The 23,583-nt window shown below is 63.0% G+C and carries 24 protein-coding genes and 1 pseudogene; 12 read left to right on the forward strand and 13 right to left on the reverse strand.

The features are described 5' to 3' along the window. Positions 1–148: 148 nt before the first annotated feature. Positions 149–1,972: a phosphogluconate dehydratase gene (edd, locus tag B3P22_RS08910; RefSeq protein WP_296270696.1), complete on the reverse strand. Its 1,824-nt coding sequence runs from the start codon at positions 1,970–1,972 to the stop codon at positions 149–151. A gap of 130 nt (positions 1,973–2,102) precedes the next feature. Between edd and gap the strand changes: the two genes are divergently transcribed. Then, a complete protein-coding gene (gap, locus tag B3P22_RS08915) occupies positions 2,103–3,104 on the forward strand; it encodes a type I glyceraldehyde-3-phosphate dehydrogenase (protein WP_296270697.1) in 1,002 nt (333 codons plus the stop codon). A 12-nt stretch (positions 3,105–3,116) separates the two neighbouring features. Next, positions 3,117–3,581 (forward strand): methylglyoxal synthase, encoded by a 465-nt coding sequence (locus B3P22_RS08920; RefSeq protein ID WP_161864507.1) that lies wholly within the window; start codon positions 3,117–3,119, stop codon positions 3,579–3,581. A 140-nt stretch (positions 3,582–3,721) separates the two neighbouring features. Here the strand turns inward: B3P22_RS08920 and arfB are convergent, their stop codons facing one another. Continuing rightward, entirely contained in the window at positions 3,722–4,135 is a 414-nt protein-coding gene (arfB, locus tag B3P22_RS08925; RefSeq protein ID WP_296270698.1) for an alternative ribosome rescue aminoacyl-tRNA hydrolase ArfB, read from the reverse strand. A gap of 131 nt (positions 4,136–4,266) precedes the next feature. Here arfB and B3P22_RS08930 point away from each other — a divergent pair. Together B3P22_RS08930 and B3P22_RS08935 are read left to right on the forward strand one after the other, a co-directional pair. Further along, positions 4,267–5,331 (forward strand): annotated as a pseudogene (locus B3P22_RS08930) (metal-dependent hydrolase). A gap of 44 nt (positions 5,332–5,375) precedes the next feature. After that, entirely contained in the window at positions 5,376–7,211 is a 1,836-nt protein-coding gene (locus B3P22_RS08935) for an ABC transporter ATP-binding protein (RefSeq protein ID WP_296270699.1), read from the forward strand. A 59-nt stretch (positions 7,212–7,270) separates the two neighbouring features. On the opposite strand, the gene B3P22_RS08940 is transcribed toward B3P22_RS08935, so the two are convergent. After that, positions 7,271–8,596, reverse strand: coding sequence for a DEAD/DEAH box helicase (locus B3P22_RS08940; protein WP_296270700.1), 1,326 nt, complete (start codon positions 8,594–8,596; stop codon positions 7,271–7,273). A gap of 306 nt (positions 8,597–8,902) precedes the next feature. Between B3P22_RS08940 and B3P22_RS08945 the strand changes: the two genes are divergently transcribed. Then, positions 8,903–9,481, forward strand: a complete 579-nt coding sequence (locus tag B3P22_RS08945; protein ID WP_296270716.1) for a dihydrofolate reductase family protein — start codon at positions 8,903–8,905, stop codon at positions 9,479–9,481. Here the strand turns inward: B3P22_RS08945 and rarD are convergent. The 6 genes from rarD to B3P22_RS08975 form a co-directional block, all read right to left on the reverse strand. Next, positions 9,468–10,373, reverse strand: coding sequence for an EamA family transporter RarD (rarD, locus tag B3P22_RS08950; RefSeq protein ID WP_296270701.1), 906 nt, complete (start codon positions 10,371–10,373; stop codon positions 9,468–9,470). The genes B3P22_RS08945 and rarD overlap by 14 nt on opposite strands. Continuing rightward, positions 10,373–11,245: a carboxylate/amino acid/amine transporter gene (locus B3P22_RS08955; RefSeq protein WP_296270702.1), complete on the reverse strand. Its 873-nt coding sequence runs from the start codon at positions 11,243–11,245 to the stop codon at positions 10,373–10,375. Before B3P22_RS08955 ends, rarD begins: the two co-directional genes overlap by 1 nt. A gap of 60 nt (positions 11,246–11,305) precedes the next feature. Next, the gene (locus tag B3P22_RS08960; protein ID WP_296270703.1) at positions 11,306–12,196 is read right to left on the reverse strand and encodes a flagellar motor protein MotB; all 891 of its coding nucleotides are present in this window, start codon (positions 12,194–12,196) and stop codon (positions 11,306–11,308) included. 9 nt (positions 12,197–12,205) lie between these two features. Continuing rightward, positions 12,206–12,973: a flagellar motor protein PomA gene (gene pomA, locus B3P22_RS08965; protein ID WP_296270704.1), complete on the reverse strand. Its 768-nt coding sequence runs from the start codon at positions 12,971–12,973 to the stop codon at positions 12,206–12,208. 206 nt (positions 12,974–13,179) lie between these two features. Next, positions 13,180–13,779 (reverse strand): FMN-dependent NADH-azoreductase, encoded by a 600-nt coding sequence (locus B3P22_RS08970; protein WP_296270705.1) that lies wholly within the window; start codon positions 13,777–13,779, stop codon positions 13,180–13,182. Positions 13,780–13,914: 135 nt separating this feature from the next. Further along, positions 13,915–14,229 carry a 3-phosphoglycerate kinase gene (locus tag B3P22_RS08975; protein WP_296270706.1) on the reverse strand — a complete coding sequence of 105 codons (315 nt, stop codon included), beginning with the start codon at positions 14,227–14,229 and terminating at the stop codon, positions 13,915–13,917. 58 nt (positions 14,230–14,287) lie between these two features. Between B3P22_RS08975 and B3P22_RS08980 the strand changes: the two genes are divergently transcribed. From B3P22_RS08980 to B3P22_RS08990, 3 genes are read left to right on the forward strand one after another with little or no spacing between them, the layout of a single operon-like run. After that, a complete protein-coding gene (locus tag B3P22_RS08980; protein ID WP_197855160.1) occupies positions 14,288–15,214 on the forward strand; it encodes a LysR family transcriptional regulator in 927 nt (308 codons plus the stop codon). 10 nt (positions 15,215–15,224) lie between these two features. After that, positions 15,225–16,022 (forward strand): alpha/beta fold hydrolase, encoded by a 798-nt coding sequence (locus B3P22_RS08985; RefSeq protein ID WP_296270707.1) that lies wholly within the window; start codon positions 15,225–15,227, stop codon positions 16,020–16,022. 5 nt (positions 16,023–16,027) lie between these two features. Then, on the forward strand, positions 16,028–16,582 hold the full coding sequence (locus B3P22_RS08990; protein WP_296270708.1) for a peptidylprolyl isomerase: 555 nt from the start codon (positions 16,028–16,030) through the stop codon (positions 16,580–16,582). Between the two features lie 278 nt (positions 16,583–16,860). Here B3P22_RS08990 and fpr read toward each other — a convergent pair whose 3' ends face one another. Further along, on the reverse strand, positions 16,861–17,640 hold the full coding sequence (gene fpr, locus B3P22_RS08995) for a ferredoxin-NADP reductase (RefSeq protein WP_197855155.1): 780 nt from the start codon (positions 17,638–17,640) through the stop codon (positions 16,861–16,863). Between the two features lie 113 nt (positions 17,641–17,753). On the opposite strand from fpr, the gene B3P22_RS09000 reads away from it, so the two are divergent. After that, positions 17,754–18,680 carry a LysR family transcriptional regulator gene (locus B3P22_RS09000; protein ID WP_296270709.1) on the forward strand — a complete coding sequence of 309 codons (927 nt, stop codon included), beginning with the start codon at positions 17,754–17,756 and terminating at the stop codon, positions 18,678–18,680. Between the two features lie 39 nt (positions 18,681–18,719). On the opposite strand, the gene erdR is transcribed toward B3P22_RS09000, so the two are convergent. Next, a complete protein-coding gene (erdR, locus tag B3P22_RS09005) occupies positions 18,720–19,367 on the reverse strand; it encodes a response regulator transcription factor ErdR (protein ID WP_296270710.1) in 648 nt (215 codons plus the stop codon). A gap of 202 nt (positions 19,368–19,569) precedes the next feature. On the opposite strand from erdR, the gene B3P22_RS09010 reads away from it, so the two are divergent. Continuing rightward, positions 19,570–20,496, forward strand: coding sequence for a DMT family transporter (locus B3P22_RS09010; protein ID WP_296270711.1), 927 nt, complete (start codon positions 19,570–19,572; stop codon positions 20,494–20,496). Here the strand turns inward: B3P22_RS09010 and B3P22_RS09015 are convergent. Then, the gene (locus B3P22_RS09015; protein WP_296270712.1) at positions 20,456–21,178 is read right to left on the reverse strand and encodes a tRNA-uridine aminocarboxypropyltransferase; all 723 of its coding nucleotides are present in this window, start codon (positions 21,176–21,178) and stop codon (positions 20,456–20,458) included. The two genes, B3P22_RS09010 and B3P22_RS09015, sit on opposite strands and share 41 nt — an antisense overlap. Before the next feature lie 398 nt (positions 21,179–21,576). On the opposite strand from B3P22_RS09015, the gene B3P22_RS09020 reads away from it, so the two are divergent. Further along, positions 21,577–21,978, forward strand: coding sequence for a quorum-sensing-regulated virulence factor family protein (locus tag B3P22_RS09020; protein ID WP_296270713.1), 402 nt, complete (start codon positions 21,577–21,579; stop codon positions 21,976–21,978). A gap of 13 nt (positions 21,979–21,991) precedes the next feature. Here B3P22_RS09020 and B3P22_RS09025 read toward each other — a convergent pair whose 3' ends face one another. Beyond that, the gene (locus B3P22_RS09025) at positions 21,992–22,186 is read right to left on the reverse strand and encodes a hypothetical protein (protein ID WP_296270714.1); all 195 of its coding nucleotides are present in this window, start codon (positions 22,184–22,186) and stop codon (positions 21,992–21,994) included. Positions 22,187–22,476: 290 nt separating this feature from the next. Between B3P22_RS09025 and B3P22_RS09030 the strand changes: the two genes are divergently transcribed. Further along, the gene (locus B3P22_RS09030) at positions 22,477–23,550 is read left to right on the forward strand and encodes an LOG family protein (RefSeq protein ID WP_296270715.1); all 1,074 of its coding nucleotides are present in this window, start codon (positions 22,477–22,479) and stop codon (positions 23,548–23,550) included. The last annotated feature ends 33 nt before the right edge of the window (positions 23,551–23,583 follow it).

Raw genomic sequence — 23,583 nt, forward strand, 5'->3', positions numbered from 1 at the left:
CCCTCTCCCGCTTGCGGGAGAGGGGCCGGGGGAGAGGATCTATCCGACAGGTGTAGGGCGGGTGCAACCCGCCAACTCGACCGGCAGGTTAGCTGCCCTACATCGGAAGACAACCCCGAATTTCATCCGGGCTACACACGAGTGAGCGTCAGACCAGCGACTCGAGGCTCTCGGTAAAGGCACTGGCGCCCTGCTCCGCCGTGCTGAAGTTATGGCGATGGAAGGCGAACAGCTCACGCCCGCAGCCCATTGCCGGAGCTGGCCTCGACGCCGTCTCACGTGCGGCGAACTCAGCCTCGTCGGCCTGCAGTACCAGCTGCCCGCTTTGACCATCGACACGTATCAGGTCGCCGTCGCGCACCCGCGCCAGCGGCCCGCCATCGAAGGCCTCCGGGCAGACATGAATGGCCGCCGGGATCTTGCCCGAGGCGCCGGACATACGCCCATCGGTGACCAGTGCCACCTTGAAACCACGATCCTGCAGCACGCCCAGATAAGGCGTCATCTTGTGCAGCTCTGGCATGCCGTTGCTGCGCGGCCCCTGGAAACGCACCACGGCGACGAAATCGCGCTCCAGCTTGCCGGCCTTGAACGCCTCGACCAGCTCCAGCTGATCCTCGAACACCAGCGCCGGCGCTTCGACTACCTGATGCTCGGGTGCCACGGCGGACACCTTCATCACGCCACGGCCAAGATTGCCCTGCATCAAACGCAGCCCACCTTCGGCCGAGAACGGCCGTGCCACCGGACGCAGCACGCTCTCCTCCAGGCTCTCGGTCGGCCCGTCGCGCCAGACCAGCTTGCCATCCTCGAGGAAAGGCTCCTGGGTATAGCGCGACAAACCGCGCCCGGCCACGGTGTTGACCTCTTCATGCAACAGCCCGGCATCAAGCAACTGACGAATCAGAAAGGCCATGCCGCCAGCGGCCTGGAAGTGATTGATGTCGGCCTTGCCGTTGGGATAAACGTGGGCCAGGGTCGGCATCACCTCGGACAGATCGGCCATGTCCTGCCAGGTCAGCAGAATGCCGGCAGCGCGGGCGATGGCCGGCATGTGCAGTGTATGGTTGGTCGAGCCGCCCGTGGCGTGCAGGGCGACAATGGAATTGACCAGGCAGCGCTCGTCGACGATCTCGCCGATGGGCATGAAACTCCCACTCTGCTTGGTCAGGCGCGTCACCTGCTGCGCAGCCTCGCGGGTCAGCGCCTCGCGCAGCGGCGTGCCCGGATTGATGAACGAGGCGCCCGGCAGATGCAGGCCCATCACCTCCATCAGCAACTGGTTGGTATTGGCGGTGCCATAGAAGGTGCAAGTGCCCGGCCCGTGGTAAGCGGCCATTTCCGCTGCCAGCAGCTCTTCGCGGGTCGCCTTGCCTTCGGCGTAGCGCTGACGCACATCAGCCTTCTCCTTGTTGGACAGACCCGAGGTCATCGGCCCGGCCGGCACGAACAGCGATGGCAGGTGACCAAAACGCAGTGCGCCCATCATCAGCCCTGGCACGATCTTGTCGCACACACCCAGGTACAGCGCAGCGTCGAACATGTTGTGCGACAGCGCCACGGCCGTGGACATGGCGATCACCTCGCGGCTGGCAATGCCCAGCTCCATGCCCGGTTCGCCCTGGGTGACGCCATCGCACATGGCCGGCACGCCACCGGCGAACTGCCCTACTGAACCGAGTTCGCGCAGGGCCTGCTTGATCTGCTCGGGAAAGACCTCGTAAGGCTGATGCGCCGACAACATGTCGTTGTAAGCAGAAACGATGGCCACATTGGCCGCATCCAGCAGACGCAGGGTCTGTTTGTCGTCACCGCTGCAGCCGGCGACGCCGTGAGCGAAGTTGGCGCATTGCAGCTTGCCCCGCTGCGGGCCTTCGCTGGCAGCTGCACGGATCATCTCAAGGTAGCGCTGGCGCGTGGCGCGGCTGCGCTCGACAAGACGTTCGGTAACTTCGACAACGCGGGGATGCATGGGAAATCTCCAGGCTAGCTGCTAGCGTCTGTTTGTATTTACAACAAAATATTGCCACCCGGCACGCTTGATTTCCATAGCGATGGGAATAATCTTGTAATTACAACAACAAATTAACGAGACCCTCACCATGACACTACGAATCGCCATCAATGGCTTCGGCCGTATCGGCCGCAACGTGCTACGCGCACTTTATACCCAGAATTATCGTCAGCACCTGCAAGTCGTGGCCATCAACGATCTGGGCGACAGCACGATCAATGCGCACCTCCTGCAATATGACAGCGTCCACGGCCATTTCCCCGAAGAAGTGAAAGTCGACGGCGAAAGCCTGTGGATAAAGGGTGATCGCATCGCCGTCAGCGCCATTCGCAACCCGGCCGAGCTGCCCTGGAAAACCCATCAGGTCGATGTGGTGCTCGAATGCACCGGGCTGTTCACCGAACGCGACAAGGCAGCCGCGCATCTTGCCGCCGGCGCGCGCAAGGTATTGATCTCCGCGCCTGCCAAAGGCGCCGACGCCACCGTGGTGTACGGCGTCAACGAACAGGTGCTAACGCCGGACATGCAGATCATCTCCAATGCCTCCTGCACCACCAACTGCCTGGCGCCGGTGGCGCAGGTGCTGCAGCGCGAGCTGGGCATCGAACAGGGGCTAATGACCACCATCCACGCCTACACCAACGACCAGAATCTGTCCGATGTCTACCACAGCGACCTTTACCGCGCGCGCTCGGCAACCCAATCGATGATCCCGACCAAGACTGGTGCGGCCGAAGCGGTCGGCCTGGTGCTGCCGGAGCTGGCCGGCAAGCTCACCGGCATGGCGGTACGCGTACCGGTGATCAATGTGTCACTGGTTGACCTGACCCTGCAGGTCAAACGCGAAACCACCGCAGAGGAAGCCAACGCCCTGCTCAAGGCGGCCAGCGAGCAATCCTCGGTGCTGGGTTACAACGTGCTGCCGCTGGTGTCCTGCGACTTCAACCACAACCCGTTGTCATCGATCTTCGACGCCAACCACACCAAGGTCAGCGGCAAGCTGCTCAAGGTGATGGCCTGGTATGACAACGAGTGGGGCTTCTCCAACCGCATGCTGGACAACTGCCTGGTGCTGGCCCGCTTGAACTGAACAGGAGGCTCGATGAGCCGTATCAGCTTTACCCGCGCCGAACTGCCGGCGCGCAAGCGCATCGCCCTGGTAGCGCACGATCACTGCAAGGGCTTCCTGCTCGACTGGTGCGAACGTCAGCGCGACAAGCTCGCGCGCCATGAGCTGGTGGCCACCGGCACCACCGGCCTGCTTCTGAGCAAACGTCTGGATTTACCGGTGGAGAGCATGATCAGCGGCCCGCTGGGCGGCGACCAGCAGATCGGCGCGCGCATCGCCGAACAGCGCGTGGACATGCTGGTGTTCTTCTGGGACCCGTTCGAGCCGCAGCCACACGACCCAGACATCAAGGCCCTGTTGCGCGTGGCTGCCGTCTGGAACATCCCGGTGGCGTGCAACGAAAGCAGCGCCGATTACCTGCTCAGCAGCAGCCTGCTGGAACAGCAGCACGAGTACCGTATCCCCGATTACCAGGCTTATCTAGCTGCGCGCGGCTAGCAGGCCATTGAAAAACTACCTGCGTTGGCAATACTGCGTTAAAACCGGCCTCAAAATGCTCATTTACAGCTCGTAAACTGCGCTTTTTCGGCCGTTTTTGCCTTGTCTTGCCTGCCTCGCCGACGTTTTTCAACGGCCTGCTAAAAATCCACCTTGCCCCGCCCCGCCTTGATCGCACCGCGCTTGCTCTTGCCGTCCAGACGGCGCTTCTTCGACCCGAGGGTCGGCTTGGTCGGGCGGCGCTTCTTTTCCACCTTGCCGGCCGTGCGGATAAGCTCGGCAAGGCGATCGAGGGCATCGGCACGATTCTGTTCCTGGGTGCGGTACTGCTGTGCCTTGATCACCACCACGCCATCGGCGGTGATACGACTGTCGGCAAATGCCAACAAGCGCTCCTTGTAGAACGGCGGCAGCGACGAGGCCTGGCTGTCGAAGCGCAGGTGCACGGCGCTGGACACCTTGTTGACGTTCTGCCCGCCTGCGCCCTGGGCGCGGATGGCGGTCAGCTCGATTTCTTCATCGGGGATATGAATACTGTTGGAGACGATCAGCATGGCCGTGTTTTCTTGAAAGGCATGGGCATCAGGATACCCGCCACAGCTGTAATCTTTGCTTGAAATTTCCCCACGGCATTCGTCGGGCGCCTCGGCTAACGTAGCGGCCTGTATTTTTCCGGAAGCACTCGATGGACTCGATAACCCAGGCGGTACTAGGCGCCAGCATCCAGGGCGCGCTGCTCGGCCGCTGGCAGGGGCGCAAAGCCCTGCTCTATGGCGCAATGCTCGCCACCGTTCCCGACCTGGACGTGGTCATGGATTACGGCGATGCCGTGGCCAACATGACCTACCACCGCGGCTTCAGCCATTCGCTGTTCGTTCTGAGCGGCCTGGCACTGCTACTGACCTGGCTGGCCAGGCGTTTTCGCCCGCACCCCGGTTATTCGGCCAATCGTTTACTACTGACGCTATGGCTGGTGCTGATCACTCACCCCTTACTGGACGCCTTCACCAGCTACGGTACCCAGCTGTTCTGGCCGCTGATGCCAACGCCTACAGCCTGGTCCAGCCTGTTCATCATCGACCCGCTGTACAGCGTGCCATTGCTCGCCGCGGTGGTGATCAGCCTGTTCACAGGGCTGCGCGAACAGAGCTGACGCGTACCGGCCGTGGCGCTGACGGTGTCGATGCTGTACATCGGCTTCAGCCTGACCGGCAAGTTCATGGCCGAGCAGCGCGTGGAGCGTGAGCTGGCGCGCCAGGGCATTCAGGCCGAACAACTGTTCATCACCCCAACGCCGTTCAACACCCTGCTGTGGCGAGTGATCGTACTGGACGGCGAGGACTATCACGAAGCCCTGATCGGCTGGTTCGATGACCAGCCACCGCAACTGCAGCGCCTGCCACGCGGTACGCACCTGCGCGAACCACTGGCGGCCTCGCCGATGCACCAGCGCCTGGAGTGGTTCACCGGTGGCGTGCTGCGTTACGACCAGGTCGGTGATCGCCTGATCGTCACCGACCTGCGCCTGGGCATGACCGGTTTTCACCCTTTCCGCTTCGACTTCGCCCAGTTGCGCGATGGCCAGTGGCAGGTGCACCCGCGCCTCGATCGTCTGCCGTTTGAGCGCGGCGAAGTCGGGCACCTGACGCTGTTGTTCAAACGCATCTGGCAACCCGGACTGGAGGTTCCACTGCTGGCTTGGGCCAGCGAGTTGCAGAAACCACTTTTGACTGAGACTCGCTCGCACTAACAGCGGTACTATCAGCGTCCATTTATCTGGGCAGGGCGCCTGCAATGCTGTTTCGCCGCTTCGAATCCCTGATCGACGTCTTCAAACCCAGCCCCGACGTCGCCCCGCCAGCCGGCATGCTGCACTTCTACGGCCACTACCTGAAACAAGTGTGGCCGCTGATGGTCGCCGTGCTGATCATCGGCTTCTTCGCCGCCCTGATCGAGGTGGCGCTGTTCAGCTTCCTCGGCCAATTGATCGACATGGCTCAGGCCAGCACGGACGCCAGCACCTTCTTCCACGAGCACCAGCGCGAGTTGTTGTGGATGCTGCTGGTGGCGCTGATCATCCGCCCCATCGTGTTCGGCCTGCACAACCTGCTCACCCATCAGGCGGTGAACCCTGGCCTGACCAACCTGATTCGCTGGCAGAACCACCGCTACGTGCTCAAGCAGAGCCTGAGCTTCTTCCAGAACGATTTCGCCGGGCGCGTCGCCCAGCGCGTGATGCAGACCGGCCCCTCGCTGCGCGACTCGGCCATGCAGGTGATCGACGCGCTGTGGCACGTGGTGGTCTATGCCGGCAGCGCGCTTTACCTGTTCGCCGCCGCCGACCTGCGCCTGGTGGTGCCGCTGGCCCTGTGGATCGTCGGTTACAGCGCGGCCCTGTGGTACTTCGTACCGCGCATCAAGGCGCGCTCGGCCGCCGCCTCCTCGGCACGCTCCAAGGTCATGGGCCGGGTGGTGGACGGCTACAGCAACATCGCCACGCTCAAGCTGTTCGCCCACTCGCAGGAAGAAGAAGGCTACGCCCGCGAAGCCATGCAGGACCTGCTCGACAAATTCCGCCTGCAGTCGCGCACCATCACCGCGCTGGACTTTCTCATCACCTGCCTGAACGGCGTGCTGATCGTCGGCACCGGCGCCCTGGCGCTGTGGCTGTGGAGCCAGTCGCTGATCACCACCGGCGCCATCGCCCTGGCGCTGGGCCTGGTGATCCGCATCAACAACATGGCTGAATGGATCATGTGGGTGGTCAACGGCATCTTCGAGAACGTCGGCACCGTGCAGGACGGCATGCAGACCATCGTCCAGCCGCGCCAGGTGCTCGATCGCCCGGACGCCAAACCGATCAAGGTGCAACAAGGCGGCGTGCGCTTCGACGACATCCACTTCCACTACGGCAAGAAGGGCGGCGTGATCGCCGGCCTCAGCATCGATATTCGCCCCGGCGAGAAAATCGGCCTGGTCGGCCCCTCCGGCGCCGGCAAGTCGACCCTGGTCAACCTGCTGCTGCGCCTGTACGACCTGGAAAGCGGCGGCATCCTGATCGACGACCAGGACATCGCCACGGTGACCCAGGAAAGCCTGCGCGCCAACATTGGCGTGGTGACCCAGGACACCTCACTGCTGCATCGCTCGATCCGCGACAACTTGCGCTACGGCAAACCCGGCGCCAGCGACGACGAACTCTGGGAAGCGGTGCGCAAGGCGCGCGCCGATGCGTTCATCCCTACCCTCGATGACAGCCAGGGCGGCCGCGGCCTGGATGCGCAGGTGGGCGAGCGCGGCGTGAAACTGTCCGGTGGCCAACGCCAGCGCATCGCCATCGCCCGCGTGCTGCTCAAGGACGCGCCGATCCTGGTGCTCGACGAAGCCACCTCGGCACTGGATTCGGAAGTCGAAGCGGCCATTCAGGAAAGCCTGGACAGCCTGATGGAAGGCAAGACGGTGATCGCCATCGCCCACCGCCTGTCGACCATCGCACGCATGGATCGTCTGGTGGTGATCGACAAGGGCCAGGTCATCGAAACCGGCACCCACGCCGAACTGATCGCTCACGGCGGCCTGTACGCACGCCTCTGGCAGCATCAGACCGGCGGTTTCGTCGGGATGGAGTGAAACTGTGGGAGGGGCTTCAGCCGCGACTCGCCGCTGAAGGACCTCCCACCACAACCTGGTTACTCTGCCATTGGCTTCTTGCGCTTGAGCGGCGCGCTGCCGTCGGCACTGACCAGAGTTGATGGCTTGCCAGCCGGGCGCGGGCCAGCCTTGCGCTTGGGCGCGGCAGCTTTCTTCGGGTCTTTCTTCTCGGCCTTTTTCTTCTTGCTGCCAGCGGCCTTGCCGGACGCCTTGAGGTTTTTCGGCCCCTGGTAGACGCCTTTGAGCTCCTTGATGGTGCGGCGCTCGAAACGCTGCTTGAGGTAACGCTCGATGCTCGACATCAGGTTCCAGTCGGTATGGCAGATCAGCGACACCGCCAGGCCTTCGCCACCAGCGCGGCCGGTGCGGCCGATGCGGTGCACGTATTCGTCGCCGGAACGTGGCATGTCGAAGTTGATCACCAGATCCAGCCCCTCGACATCCAGGCCACGCGCGGCCACGTCGGTGGCCACCAGGACCTTGACGGCTCCCTGGCGCAGGCGCTCGATGGCCAGCTTGCGGTCCTTCTGGTCCTTCTCGCCGTGCAGCACGAAGGCCTTGACCCCGGCGGCGACCAGCTTGCCGTACAGGCGGTCAGCCTGCACCCGGGTGTTGCTGAAGACGATGGCCTTGTCATAGGTCTCGTTGGCCAGCAGCCAGTCGACCAACTGCTCCTTGTGATGGTTGTGGTCAGCGGTGATGACCTGCTGACGCGTGCCTTCGTTGAGCTGACTGACGCTGTTGAGCATCAGGTGCTGCGGCTCCCTGAGCACCTTGGCAACCATCTCGCGCAGGCCATTGCCGCCAGTAGTGGCGGAAAACAGCAGGGTCTGATGCGGGCCGCAGGCCTCGGCCAGACGCTGGGCGTCTTCGGCGAAGCCCATGTCGAGCATACGGTCGGCCTCGTCGAACACCAGCACCTCGACCTCATCGAGCGGCAAGTTGCCGGCATTGGCATGTTCGATCAGACGTCCTGGCGTGCCGATGAGGATGTCGATCTTGCGCATCATCGCGGCCTGCACCTTGAAGTCCTCGCCACCGGTGACCAGGCCGGCCTTGAGGAAGGTGAACTGGGCGAAGCGCTCGACTTCCTTGAGCGTCTGCTGCGCCAGCTCGCGGGTCGGCAGCAGGATCAGCGCGCGGATACTCAGACGTTGCTTAGAGTTGCCGTCACCCAGCAGGCGATTGAGCAACGGCAGGACGAACGCGGCGGTCTTGCCGCTGCCGGTCTGGGCGATCACCCGCAGGTCCTTGCCCTGAAGCGCAGGCGGAATCGCTGCCGCCTGCACCGGCGTCGGCTCGACGAAGTTAAGCTCGGCCACGGCTTTCAGCAGGCGTTCATGCAGGGCGAATTGGGCAAACACGGGGGCACTACCTCGAAAAATCGACAAAACGGTGCATAGCCTAACGGTTTCCGGCGTCGGGGCCGAATTTCTTTGCATGCGGCTCACATTCAGGCGCCGACAGACGGCCGCCTGCCACATTACGACGCCTACTAATGGAAGCAGATCGGACGCGACGTGGTGCTGGCGGCCATCGCCACGGGCATCGCCTACGAGATCCTGCGTGAGGTGCTGGACTGAGAGGCTTCCGACAAGCGGTGCGGCGCATGACGAACTTGTTTCGGCGGCACCACTCCAACTTTCAGATAGCACGCCGATAGGTGCATGATGACCCCGTCCCTGATCTACCACGTCACCTCCAGCCTCGATGGCTACATCGCGCGCCCCGATGGCCGCATCGACTGGTTCGACTCCCTGCTGCAGGCTGACGAGGAGTACAGCTTCCAGTACTTCTACTCGGGCATCGACGCCCTGCTGATGGGGCGGGTCACCTATGAAGCGCTGCTCCAGCGCGGCGGCCCCTGGCCCTACCCCGGCAAGCCCTGCGTGGTGCTGACGCGCCTCGCCCTGCCGCGCGCCAGCGATGAAATTCAGCTGACCCACTGCACTCCGGCCCAAGCCGTTGCGGCCCTGAACGAAGCCGGTTTTCAGCGCCTCTGGCTGGTCGGCGGCAGCCTGCTCGCCGGCAATTGCTACACCGCCGGGCTGATCGACGAGATGGTGATCAATCTGGTGCCACACCTGCTTGGTGCCGGCGTTCCGCTACTGGCCACCGGCATGGAACGCAGCCTGACGCTGAGCGAGCAGCGCCGCTTCAACAGCGGCACCCTGCAGCTGCACTATCAGGTGCAGAAGCAGGCCAGTGCAGTGACACCAATCCCCGCGCCGCGCATCAACGCGGCCTGACGCTCTCGCGCTGCTGCCTGTGCAGCAGCCGCGCGCTGTCCCAACCGACCAGCAGGACCGCCGCCCAGATCGGCAGGTAGGTCAGCCATTGCCCCGCATCGAAGGTCTCACCCAGCACCAGTAGCGCCACGCCGAACAAAAGTACCGGCTCGACATAGCTGAGAATGCCGAACAACCCCAGCGGCAGCAGCCTACTCGACGCCATGTAAGCGGCAAACGCCAGGGTACCGATCAGCGCCATCGCCGGCACCAGCAACCACAGCTGCGGACGATCAACGAACGCGCCGACGGGACCGTAGGCAATGATCAGCCAGATCGCCAAGGGCGCCAGCATCAGCATCTCCAACACGAAGCCGGACAAAGCGTCCAGGCGCATCCAGCGGCGTAACATGAAATAAGGCGGGTAACCCAGGGCGGTGACCAGCGTCAGCCAGGAGAACGCCTGAGTACGCCAAAGCTCGTGCAGGACACCGAGCATGGCGCAGGCCACCGCCAGCTGTTGCAGCGGGCGCAGGCGCTCGCCGAAGAACAGTCGCCCGGTCAGCACCATGGCCAACGGCAGCAGGAAGTAGCCCATGGACACTGCCAGCATGTGCCCGGCCAGTGGCGCCCAGAGAAATAGCCCCCACTGCACGCCGATCAGCACCGCCGCCAACGGGCAGGCGGCCAGCAACAGCGGCTCGCGGCGCAAGCGTACGAAGGTCTCGCGCAGCGAGCCTGTCTGCCGCGCCAGCAGCACCAGCAACAGGACAAAAGGAATCGACCAGAGCACGCGCTGCGCGAAGATCTGCACACCATCGAGCGGGCTCAGCCACTGCACATAGCCGGGCAGCAAGGCGAAAAGCATCGAGGCGGCAATCGACAGCGCAACGCCACGTCCGGACAGTTGCATCAGTGCACCTCGACAGGCGTGCGCCGTTTATGACCCAGGTTGACCAGCGGCAGCGAGGCGGCGATCACCGCGCCGCCGAGGGCCAGACGCAGCAGATCGGCGTCATGATTCCAGATCAGCAGGTTGACCAGCAGACCGGCCGGCACCAGTGCGTTGTTCATCACCGCCAGGGTGCCACCGTCGACCAGACTGGCGCCCTTGTTCCACCAGTACAAACCCAGGCCGGACGCCACCACGCCGAGCCACACCAGCACGCCCCATTGCAGCGTGGAACTGGGCAGGCGTTCGCCGTTGCCCAGCACCAGGAAGGCCGGCAGCGCTATCAGCAACGCGCCCAGGTAGAAGAAACCGAAACGCCTGTACTGCGGCTCGCTCGAGGGATGTTTTAGCAACAGGTGCTTATACAGCACTTGCCCGGCGGCGAAGGTGAAGTTGGCCACCTGCAGCAGCAGGAAACCCAGCAGGAAGCCGCTGCTGATGCCGTCGTAACGAATAATCCCGGCGCCCAGCACCGCCACCAGTGCCGCCGCCAGTGCCCAAGGGTTGAACCTGCGGTTCAACGCATCCTCGATAAGCGTCACGTGCAACGGCGTAAGGATGGTGAACAGCAGCACTTCCGGTACCGTCAGTACCGAAAAGCTCAGGTACAGGCAGACGTAGGTGATACCGAACTGCAGCGCGCCAATCAGCAGCATGCCACGCACGAACGCCGGAGCGTGGCCGCGCCAGCGGGTCAGCGGCACGAACAGCAAACCGGCAATGACAATACGCGTCAGCACTGCAAAATAGCTGTCGACCCGACCGGCAAGGTATTCACCGATCAGACTGAAGGAGAAGGCCCACAGCAGGGTGACGATCAGCAGGTAACGCATTGGACGCTCCGGGTCGAACTGGGGCCGGCACCATAGCCCAGCCAGACGACAACAGCCAGATCAGCGTCGCTGCGTCTCGACCTCGTGCTGCAGCTGATCGCCCATCAGGCTGCGTAGTTGCTCGGCCTGATCCTCATCGCTGGCACTCTGGTCGATGATGATCTCCACGCGCCGGTTCAATGCTCGCTGCTGAGGCGAATCGTTGGCTACCCGCGGCCGGGTATCGGCGAACCCCTTGACCTCCAGCCTTTGCGGCTCAAGCGCGGGGTTGAACAGCAGGGCATTGGCTACCGCCGATGCGCGTGCGGCAGACAAATCCCAGTTCGAGCGATAGCGCGCGGTGCTGATCGGCAGGTCGTCGGTATGACCTTCAACGGTCAGGGTGCCAGGTATCCCCGCCAGCAGCTCGCTCATGCCCAACAGCATGTCTTCGAACGCCGGCGTCAGCTCCGACGAGCCGGAAGCGAAGGAGCCGCGCTCCTCGACCCTGAGAATGATCCGCCGCCTTTCTTCCAGCAACTGCAGGCGCCCCTCGCTCAGCTCGCTCTGCAGAAGTTGCTGCAGCGCAGTGACGCTCTCGCTCATCTGCTGATCAACCTGCGCCTCGGCGCGCGCCAGCAATTCGGCCTCAGCATCGCCGCGCAGGGTATCGAGATGGGGATCCCGGGTGGTGGTCTGCTGACGAATTTCCTGCACTTCCGTCGGCTCCGGCTTACCGGGGGAAAATTTGTCGAACACCGGGCTGGTGCCCAGTGGCACCTCCAGCGCCGGTACCTCGCGCTGCACACCAAAGGCTTTGGCCAACTCGCCGGCGATTTGCTTGAAGCGCTGCGCATCGATTTCGGAAAACGACAGCAGCAGCACGAAGAAGCACATCAGCAGCGACATCAGGTCAGCGAAGGTCATGACCCAGGCTGGCATCGCCCGGGTTTCTTCTTCCGGTAGTTCCATTTCTGCCCCCTAGCCCGACTTCTCGGCCTGCAGCTCACGCTTCGAGGGCGGCAGGTAGCTCTTGAGCATCTGTTCGATAATGCGTGGATTGACACCATCCTGAATGGCCAGCAGGGCATCTATCCACAAGGCCTGCATCCGCGCCTCCTCGCTACTGCGCAGGCTCAGCTTGTCCGCCAGCGGCAGGCAGATCATGGTCGCCATCATCGCCCCGTAAAGCGTGGTCAGCAGCGCCACGGCCATCGCTGGGCCGATGGACTTGGGGTCCTCCATGTTCGACAGCATCTGCACCAGGCCCACCAGCGTACCGATCATGCCCATGGCGGGCCCGACGTCGCCCATGGCGGAAAACACCTTGGCCCCCTCGCGGTTGCGCTCGAGCGTCAACACCCTCTCCTTTTCCAGAAAGGCGCGAATGGTGTCCTGGCCCTGGCCGTCGATCATCAGCTGCACGCCGGCCGACAGAAACGGCGAACTGAAGTCGCGCCCTTCCAACGCCAATACGCCCTCCTTGCGCGCTACCTGAGCGATCTCAACCATCTCGCTGATGCAGCTTTCCACCGATGGCAGACGGAAGCGAAACGCCCTGGCCACCACCTTGAAGGCCCCGAGAAACTGCCCGAAGCTGAATTTCACCAGCACCACGAACAGACTGCCTACCACTACGATTAGCAGCGACGGCACGTTGAAGAACACCTCGCTGGATGCTCCGAGAATAATCGCCGCGCCGATCACCACCAAAGCACCCACCAAACCGATCAGCGTCGCCAGATCCACCGTTTTTCCCCAGCCTTGCGCGGGACGAGCCTAGTACGGCTCGCCACGCGGATTGATAATTGGATGAGTATCGGCCACTGCGTCATTTTTTGAAGATGCAGAACCATCTACCGTAATACGCTGCGGATGAACGGTAGTGGTGAGGGCGGAACGAGCGGGCGACGCGTCCCACTTGAGAACGCGCCGCTAAGAAGGGATCAGGTCAATCAGGCAAGCTCAGCCAGTTTGGCTCTGGCCTGCGCCAGGCCTTTTTCGCTGAACTCGCCGCCCAGATTCAGGCCTTCGGCGTGAATGAACTGCACATCGTGGATACCGATGAAGGCCAGCGCCTGACGCAGGTAGGGTTCCTGATGATCCAGACCGCTGCCGGCGTAGATGCCGCCGCGAGCGGTCAGCACGAACGCGCGTTTGCCGGTCAGCAGCCCCTGCGGACCGGTTTCGGTGTATTTGAAGGTCACGCCGGCGCGCAGCACATGGTCCAGCCAGGCCTTGAGGGTGCTGGGAATGGCGAAGTTGTACATCGGTGCAGCCAGCACCAGCACATCGGCGGCCAGCAGCTCATCGGTCAGCTGATTGGAGCGCGCCAGCGCAGCTTTTTCCGCCTCGCTCTGCTGCTCGCTCGGGGTCATCCAGCCACCCAGCAGCGTGGCATCGAGGTGAGGTACAGGCTCGGCTGCCAGGTCGCGAACCTGAATCTGGTCAGCGGGGTGCTCGGCCTGCCACTTGGCGATGAATTGCTGAGTCAGTTCGCGAGAGACCGAACCTTGCTGGCGGGCGCTACTTTCAATTACGAGAACACGGGACATGTCTGAAGGCTCCATCGGGTAGTTGAGAGTCGATGGAGCACAGATTATAGACGCATCATTCGATTAAAAAGCGTAAATATCCGCTTACATATATCGATGAATTTGATTTATCTGCAAGCCGCGTCTAGGCTTTCCTCACTTTAGCCCGCAGGTCAGATTGATTCGCAGGCGAATCACGCTGCGGCTGAACTTCACCGTCATGTTGTTGCTGGCGCCTGGAGCCAGGACGGTGCGCCGGGTACGCGGCGCCTCGGGGCCATTGCGGAACACCGCACTGCACTCGGCTTCGCTCTGACCATAGTTGTAGAGCTTCAACGCCGCCATGTTGTGGTCGATATCCTGGGTAGTGGCTGAGACCTCGGCGCCGTTGAGCTGTTTTTCCACTTCGATGGGATAGGCATGAGCGGCTAGCGGCAGGAAGGCGAACAGCAAACAGATTATTTTTTTCATCGGTGCTCTCCAACATCGGTGAGCCAGTGTAACAGGCCGACTCAGGCAGGATGATGTGATGAAAGCTCCTCGCGTAACCCTGGATCAATGGCGCACGCTGCAAGCCGTGGTGGATCAGGGCGGCTTCGCCCAGGCCGCCGAAGTGCTGCACCGCTCGCAATCCTCGGTCAGCTATACCGTGGCGCGCATGCAGGAACAACTCGGCGTACCGCTGCTGCGCATCGACGGCCGCAAGGCCGTGCTCACCGAGGCCGGCGACGTGCTGCTGCGCCGCTCGCGGCAACTGGTCAAGCAGGCCAGCCAACTGGAAGACCTGGCGCACCACATGGAGCAGGGCTGGGAAGCCGAAGTGCGCCTGGTGGTGGACGCCGCTTACCCCACCGCCAATATCGTCCGCGCCTTGACCGCCTTCATGCCGCAGAGCCGGGGTTGCCGCGTGCGCCTGCGCGAGGAAGTGCTGTCCGGGGTCGAAGAAGTGCTGCTCGAAGGCACCGCCGACCTGGCCATCAGCGCGCTGAACATCACCGGTCACCTGGGTATCGAGCTGAACGAAGTGGAGTTCGTCGCCGTCGCCAACCCTGAGCACCCGTTGCACCGCCTGCAACGCGAGCTGAGTTTTCAGGATCTCGAAGGGCAGATGCAGGTCGTGACCCGTGACACGGGTCGCCTGCAACCGCGCGATGCCGGCTGGCTGGGCGCGGAGCAGCGCTGGACGGTCGGCAGCCTGCCCACTGCGCGCACCTTCGTCAGCAGCGGCCTGGGCTTCGCCTGGCTGCCACGCCACCTGATCGACCGGGAAATGCAGGAAGGCCTGCTCAAACCATTGCCGCTGGCTCAGGGCGGCATCCGCAAGCCACGCTTCTTCCTCTACAGCAACAAGGAGCGCGTGCTCGGCCCGGCCACGCAGATTCTCATCGAGCTGATCAAGAACTTCGACGCCGCCCCCCTGGACGCCGCCTTCGCCGCCCCGCAGTCGAACCACTGAGAGCCCCTGCATGCCCTACTTCGACAACGATGGCTGCCCCCTGCACTATGAGGACTACGGCCAGGGTACGCCGCTGTTGCTGGTGCATGGCCTGGGCTCGAGCACGCGCGACTGGGAATACCAGATTCCCGCGCTCGCGCAGCACTATCGGGTGATCGCCCTTGACGTACGCGGTCACGGCCGCTCGGACAAGCCGCGCGGCGCCTATCGCATCGCCGATTTCGCCGATGACGTGGCGGCGCTGATCGAATACCTGCAATTGCCCCCCGTACACCTGGTAGGCATCTCCATGGGAGGCATGATCGGCTTTCAGCTTGGCGTCGACCGCCCTGAACTGCTGCGCAGCCTGACCATCGTCAACAGCGGGCCCGAGGTCAAGGCGAAAAGTCCGCGTGACTGGCTGGAAATTGCCAAGCGCTGGACGCTCTCGCGCCTGCTCAGCCTGGAGACCATCGCCAAGGCGTTGGCCAAGCTGCTGTTCCCCAGACCGGAACAGGCCGAGCTGCGGCGCAAGGTCGAAGAACGCTGGCCGCAGAACGACAAGCGCGCCTATCTCGCCAGCCTCGATGCCATCATCGGCTGGGGCGTGCGGGAACGCCTGGAACGCATCACCTGTCCTACCCTGGTCATCACCGCCGACCGCGACTACACGCCAGTTGAACGCAAACGTGAATACGTGGCAGAAATGCCCGATGCGCGTCTGCTGGTGATCGAAAATTCGCGCCACGCCACACCATTGGATCAACCCGAACGCTTTAATAGCGCCCTGCTCGCCTTCCTCGGCGAGACTGCCAACAAGGAAAACTGACCATCATGCTCAAGCAACTCGTTCTCGCCACTGGCGCCCTGCTGCTGTCGTCCAGCCTGCTGGCTGCGGAAAACCCCAAGGTGCTGCTGACCACCAGCCTGGGTGAGGTGGAAGTGGAGCTGGCCGCCGACAAGGCACCGGTCAGCACGCAGAACTTCCTCCAGTACGTCGACAGCGGCTTTTACAACGGCACGCAGTTCCACCGGGTGATTCCGGGCTTCATGATCCAAGGCGGCGGTTTCGATGCCGACATGCGCCAGAAGGACACCGAAGCACCTATCAAGAACGAGGCCGACAATGGCCTGCACAACGTCCGTGGCACCCTGGCCATGGCCCGCACTCAAGCGCGCGACTCTGCCACCAGCCAGTTCTTCATTAACCACAAGGACAACGCCTTCCTCGACCACAGCTCGCACGACTTCGGCTACGCCGTGTTCGGCAAGGTGACCCGCGGCATGGACGTGGTGGACAAGATCGCCCAGGTACCCACCGGCAACCGCGGCATGCACCAGAACGTACCGCGCGAGCCTGTGCTGATCATCGACGCCAAGCGCCTTTAAATATTCAAGACCGCAGTTCGCGGACAAGTCCGCTCCCACAGGCCCTACTCTGCTGATAGTCACTCCGTGGGAGCGGGCTTGCCCGCGAATAACAAGGCGCCGCGGGCGCACCTGATCAGCACCGTAGCCCGGATGCAATCCGGGAGATCGCACCACGACTGATCAAGCACCTGTAGGAGCGAATTCATTCGCGATTGGCCAATACGCATCGCGAATAAATTCGCTCCTACAACGACAAAGCCGCCCACTGGGCGGCTTTGTCATTTTCACGAAACGGCTTACTTCTCGACGAAGGCGCGTTCGATCAGATAGTCACCCGGCTCACGCATGCGCGGGGAAATCTTCAGGCCGAAGCTGTCGAGCACTTCGCTGGTCTCGTCGAGCATGCTCGGGCTACCGCAGATCATCGCGCGGTCGTCCTGCGGGTTGATCGGCGGCAGGCCGATGTCGGCGAACAGCTTGCCGCTGCGCATCAGATCGGTCAGGCGGCCCTGATTCTCGAACGGCTCACGGGTCACGGTCGGGTAGTAGATCAGCTTGTTCTTCAGCGCGTCGCCGAAGAATTCGTTCTGCGGCAGGTGCTCGGTGATGAACTCGCGGTAGGCGACTTCGTTCACGTAACGCACGCCGTGCACCAGAATCACCTTCTCGAAGCGCTCGTAGGTTTCCGGGTCCTGGATCACGCTCATGAACGGCGCCAGGCCGGTGCCGGTGCTCAGCAGGTACAGGTGCTTGCCGGGGTTGAGGTCATCGAGCACCAGGGTGCCGGTGGGCTTCTTGCTGATGATGATCTCGTCGCCTTCCTTCAGGTGCTGCAGCTGCGAGGTCAGCGGGCCGTCCGGCACCTTGATGCTGAAGAATTCCAGGTGCTCTTCCCAGTTCGGGCTGGCGATGGAGTACGCGCGCATCAACGGGCGGCCATTGTCCTGCTGCAGGCCGATCATCACGAACTGGCCATTTTCGAAGCGCAGGCCCGGATCACGGGTGCACTTGAAGCTGAACAGCGTATCGTTCCAGTGGTGGACGCTGAGCACGCGCTCGACGTTCATATTGCTCATGATGATTTCCTCGAAGTACTTCAGCGCCGAAGGCGCGATTGCGCGGCATTCTATTCGCGGCAACAATATCTGTTAAGTGGATTATCAAGATATAGGTTATCGGTTATATCGATATGCGATTTACTCTCAGACAACTTCAGGTATTCGTTGCCGTGGCGCAGCATGAGAGCGTCTCGCGCGCGGCGCAATCGCTCGCATTGTCGCAGTCGGCGACCAGCACCTCGCTGACCGAGCTGGAACGCCAGTCCGACTGCCAGCTGTTCGATCGCGCCGGCAAGCGCCTGGCGCTCAACGCATTGGGCCGGCAGTTGCTGCCCGAGGCCGTGGCGCTGATCGACCAGGCGCGCGAGATCGAACGCCTGCTGAGCGGTAAGAGTGGTTATGGCTCGCTGAACGTCGGCGCCACGCTGACCGTGGGCAACTACCTGGCCACGCTACTGATTGGCAGCTTCATGCAGCACCACCCGGAGTGTCGGGTGAAATTGCAGGTGCACAACACCGCCCATGTGGTGCAGCAGATCGCCCATTACGAGCTGGATCTCGGTTTGATCGAAGGCAACTGCCAGCACCCGGACATTGAGGTGCAACCCTGGGTCGAGGATGAGCTGGTGGTGTTCTGCGCCCCGCAGCACCCGCTGGCCAAGCGCGGCAGCGCCAGCCTGGAAGAGCTGACGCACGAAGCCTGGATTCTGCGCGAACAGGGCTCGGGCACCCGCCTGACCTTCGATCAGGCCATGCGTCATCACCCGCGCAACCTCAATATCCGCCTGGAGCTGGAACACACCGAGGCGATCAAACGCGCGGTGGAATCAGGCCTGGGCATCGGCTGCATTTCGCGCCTGGCGCTACGCGACGCCTTTCGCCGCGGCAGTCTGATGCCGGTGGAGACCCCGGAATTGGACCTGCGCCGGCAGTTCTACTTCATCTGGCACAAGCAGAAGTACCAGACGGCGGCGATGCGCGAGTTTCTCGAGCAGTGTCGTGCGCTGACCGCCGGAGTCAGCCGCAGTGATCAGATCGTCCTGCCACCGATCGTCTGAACGGTCAGCGGCGCTCCGGCGTCACGCGGCGCCTCGATATCAGCCCGGAATCGACTCCATCTGCTGCAACAGCAGCGCCGCCTGAGTGCGGGTACGCACGCCGAGCTTGCGGAAAATCGCCGTAACATGCGCCTTGACCGTCGCCTCGGACACGCTCAGCTCGTAGGCGATCTGCTTGTTCAGCAGACCTTCGCAAACCATGGTCAGTACGCGGAACTGTTGCGGCGTCAGGCTGGCGAGGCCGGCGCTGGCGGCCTTGGCCTCTTCGGACACCGGTGCGCTCTCCTCGGCCAGCGGCGGCCACCAGGTGTCGCCATCGAGCACCTGACGCACGGCCTGCTGCAAGGTGTCCAGCGGGCTGGATTTGGGGATGAAGCCGCTGGCGCCGAACTCGCGGGAGCGGTTGACCACGGAAGCTTCTTCCTGAGCGGAAATCATCACTACGGGTATCTGCGGGTACTGACCGCGCAGCAGCACCAGGCCGGAAAACCCGTAGGCGCCCGGCATGTTCAGATCGAGCAGGACCAGGTCCCAGTCGCTCTTGGCGGCCAGATGGCCTTCAAGTTCAGCGATGCTGGCAGCTTCTACCAGACGGACCTCAGGCCCCAGCCCCAGGGTCAATGCTTGCTGCAGTGCGCTGCGAAACAGCGGGTGGTCGTCGGCAATCAGGATTTCATAGGCGGCCATTGGCAGATCCTGTTCTTCTTATGAGTGGCACCGAGGTGAGTATGGCAGTGCTTTTCGCCTGAAGATCCGCTCAAGCCTGCTCATCCACATCACAGACTCCCCACTCGGACCGACGGCGGCGCTCAGCATGCCGAGCTGTGGCGGGGTGGTCAAGCTCAACGCTTTGCGGCAGCATGCGCAACTTTCCTAGCGAGACGCTCCGATGCGAAGCCAAGCCCTGCGCGCCGACCTGTTGATGCTGATTACCGCGATGATCTGGGGCAGCTCATTCGTCGCCCAGCGCCTGGGCATGGATAATATCGGCCCCTTCCTTTATACCGGCCTGCGTTTCGTCCTGGCCTGCCTGGCGCTGCTGCCGGTGCTGGCCCTGCTGCAACGTCGTCAAAAACGCCCCGTCGCTCCTCTGAATCGCAACCTGCTGATCGGTGGCGTGATCATGGGCCTGGCGCTGTCGCTGGGCATCAACCTGCAGCAGGTCGGCCTGCTGTTCACCACAGTGACCAACTCCGGCTTCATCACCGGGCTGTACGTGATCGTCGTACCGATTCTCGGCCTGCTGATCGGCCAGCGCAGCAGTGCAGGCATCTGGCTGGGCGCCAGCCTGGCGGTGGTCGGCATGTTTTTGCTCAGCGTCGGTGAGGGTTTCACCGTGGCCTCAGGCGACTGGCTGCAGCTGGCCGGCGCCTTCGTCTGGGGTGTTCACGTGTTGCTGGTGGGCTACTTCGCCAGCCGCCACGACCCGCTGCGCCTGGCCTTCATCCAGTTCGCCACCTGCGCGGTGATCAGCCTGCTACTGGCAGCGGTATTCGAAACCGCGACACTGGACGGCATCCTCCAGGCCGCACCGGCCATTCTCTATGGCGGCCTGTTCGGCGTAGCGGTGGGCTTTACCCTGCAGGTGGTCGCGCAGCAGCATGCCATCGCCTCGCACGCGGCGATCATTCTCTCGCTGGAGGCGGTGTTCGCCGCGATAGCCGGCGCCCTGCTGCTGGGTGAGGTGCTGGCACTGCGCGGCTATCTGGGTTGTGCACTGATGTTCGGCGGCATGCTGCTGGCTCAGCTGTGGCCCAAGCCTCTGCCGAGCGATCTCAGCGGTACGACTGCAAGCGCTGGTGCAGAGCGTCGTTGAGCTCCAGTGGCAGGCGCCGCTTAGCCGCCAGGTAGTGCTGGCTGAAAGCATCGAGATAGTCGTCCAGCGCCTCGCCGGCGCGCAGATCACCCGCCAGCTCCAAGCACATGGCGGCCACTTCGGCCGTGCACAGATGCTCCCCGCGCGTGGAGCGACGCAGACGATAGCGTGACAGTTGCGCCGGGGTCAGGCTGAGCACCGGCAAGGCGTCCAGATAAGGGCTCTTGCGAAACATTTTGCGCGCCTCGGTCCAGGTGGCATCGAGCAGCACGAACAGCGGCCGCTTACCGGGCACAAGCCGCACCTCTTCCACCACGCGCTGCGGCGTTACGTACTCACCGGGAAAGACCAGATAGGGCTGCCACTGCGGATCGGCCAACAGCTCCAGCAGCGCCGGATCGACAGCGGTGCGCATCCAGCCGAAGGCGTAAGTTTCAGGCACCACGTCGGCGATCAGCCAACCGGTATTGCTAGGTTTCAGCGCCTCGATATCGTGCATCACCAGGCACATGCCGGCATTGGCCTGGACCTGCGGGCGCCAGGCACACAGGCAATGCGTCGGCTGCACCCGGCAGTGCGGACAGCGCTCGGCACGCGAGCCGCGGGCGATGAAGGGTTTTACGCTGCGCGCCAGGCGCTCTGCGCGCAAACGGGCAACGGCATGTGGGGCTGGATGAGTCATGGAGGGAGCAACTGCAAACGGGGGCGGGATTCTACCACCGCGCTCGCCCTTCGAACGGCGTGGGCCAAGGACAGACCGATGAAGTGGATGCGGGGGTCGTACGCGCCGGCGCGGTCGTCGCCCAGATCAGGCCAGCCGAGGTAGGCGGCCGAGCATCTCGCCTGAACGTCGCACATCCATTGGATGACGGCATGCCTGCGCCCGAGCGTCTGGCCAAACCAGTACACTACCTAAGGTCATCACGTACCGGCTTGCGTCGAAAAAGGCGAGTCTTGCCGCCTGGACAGCATGCAGCGCTGTTATCGGTAATACGCCGTTTCAGACAGCCAACGGCCGTGCCGCGAACATTCTTCCCGAGGCCCTGTCCAACCCTCGTCCACGTTTTCAGGAGTCATTACATGCTGCGCTACATCCTTCCCGCCCTCGCGTTCAGCCTGATGTTTTCTACCGTTCAGGCCGCTTCGCTGAAGGAGATGGAACTGACTCGCACCCTGGAGCAGGTCGCCCGGCAAAGCAGCGAAGGCACGCCACGGGCGATCAACGAGGACATTCTCGATCAGGGCTATACCGTGGAAGGCCATACGCTGATCAACCACCTCAGCGTACGTGAAGCGCATGCTGCGCAGATGCGCGGCAATCCCGATATCGTGCGTGCGCAACTGGCCGCCAGCGTCTGCCGCAATTCGGGTTATCGCAGCCTGCTGGCCGAAGGCGCGCAACTGCGTTACCAGTTCAGCGAATACCGCAGCAATCGCCCGGTAGCCGTCGAAGTCTTCGACAAGGGCGACTGCGGCCTCTGATCGAAGGCTGGCGTCAGCCCCTGTGCACCCGGCGCTGCGCGTCATCGGCGCGCAGTTCGGCAAGCAAGGCCTCCATGTAGCGTGAGCGTCGCCCACCACCTTCGAGGCGACGCATGCACTCGTCCTCGAGACTCAGCTGGCTGTTATGTGCTGCCTGCTGCAGCATGCGATAGAGGCTCGTTTCAATCTCCAGAGTCAGCTTGGGCATGCCTGTCACTCCCTTCACCTTGACCAAACAGCAGACTCGGCGTAGCGGGCGAGGTTCCGCCGCTCGTCGGCTACCAGCCCTATGCCCACCAGCCGCGGACAGAAGCAGTTCTTCATGGCTGGCAGATCCTGCATGAGCGACTGAACAGAATCGCCCCGTAATCGACGCTTACGAAAAGCGGGCAACGAAACGGCAGCGTGGCTGTGGCAAGCTACCTGACACGCCATAATCAGGGAGCCGGCCAAGTTGAGCGGCTGTGCCTTTCTCAGGCCCGGAAGAGGAGAGTTTCCATGCCCTTTGAAGCGGACGACTATCTGTCGCGCCACGTGCAAACCAGCGAGGTCGACCTGAGCAGCAAGGTAGAGGAACTGGTGGCGCTGGCAGCCCCGAGCAACAGCCCCAACCTGTCGCTTTACCGTGAAATGCTCACCACCGTCATCCATATGGCCCAGGCAGATCGCAACCGCTGGGATGCCAAGATCATGATGCAGACCCTGCGCGAAATGGAACATGCCTTCGGCGTGCTGGAGCAGCTCAAGCGCCGGCGCAAGGTCACGGTGTTCGGCTCGGCACGTACGCCAGCCGATAATCCCCTGTATCGGCTAGCTCGCGAACTCGGCGAACTACTGGCGCGCCGCGACCTGATGGTGGTCACGGGGGCAGGTGGCGGCATCATGGCGGCGGCTCATGAAGGCGCCGGCACGGAAAACAGCCTGGGGTTCAATATCACCCTGCCCTTCGAGCAAGCCGCCAATGCCACCATGCGCGGCAGTCACCATCTGCTCTCGTTCCACTTCTTCTTCCTGCGCAAGCTGTTCTTCGTCAAGGAAGCCGATGGCCTGGTGCTCTGCCCCGGCGGTTTCGGCACGCTCGATGAAGCCCTGGAGGTGCTCACCCTGATCCAGACCGGCAAGAGTCCGTTGGTGCCGGTGGTGCTGCTCGATCAACCGGGTGGCAGCTACTGGGAAGATGCGCTGGGGTTCATCCGCCGGCAGCTCGGCGATAATGGCTACATCCTGCCGACCGACCTCAATCTGCTGCACCTGGTCTACAGCGCTGAAGAGGCCGTGGATGAAATCGCCCGCTTCTATCGCAACTTCCACTCCAGCCGCTGGCTCAAGGATCGCTTCGTGATTCGCCTCAATCACCCGCTCAACGAAGCGGCTCTGGCGAAGCTGCACAGCGACTTCTCCTGCCTGTGCAAAGAGGGCGGGTTCACCCAGCAGCCTCATGGCGAGCAGGAACGCGACGAACCGGAATTGCGCGACCTCACCCGCCTGGCCTTCGCGTTCAACGGTCGCGATTATGGCCGCCTGCGGGCCCTGCTCAACGTGGTCAACGAACCGGAGAACTGGACTACCTGAGCTGACGAGTTGCCGTAGATCCTATGTTCGGCC

This window comes from Pseudomonas sp. UBA6323 (assembly GCF_002439135.1).
Lineage (GTDB): Bacteria > Pseudomonadota > Gammaproteobacteria > Pseudomonadales > Pseudomonadaceae > Aquipseudomonas.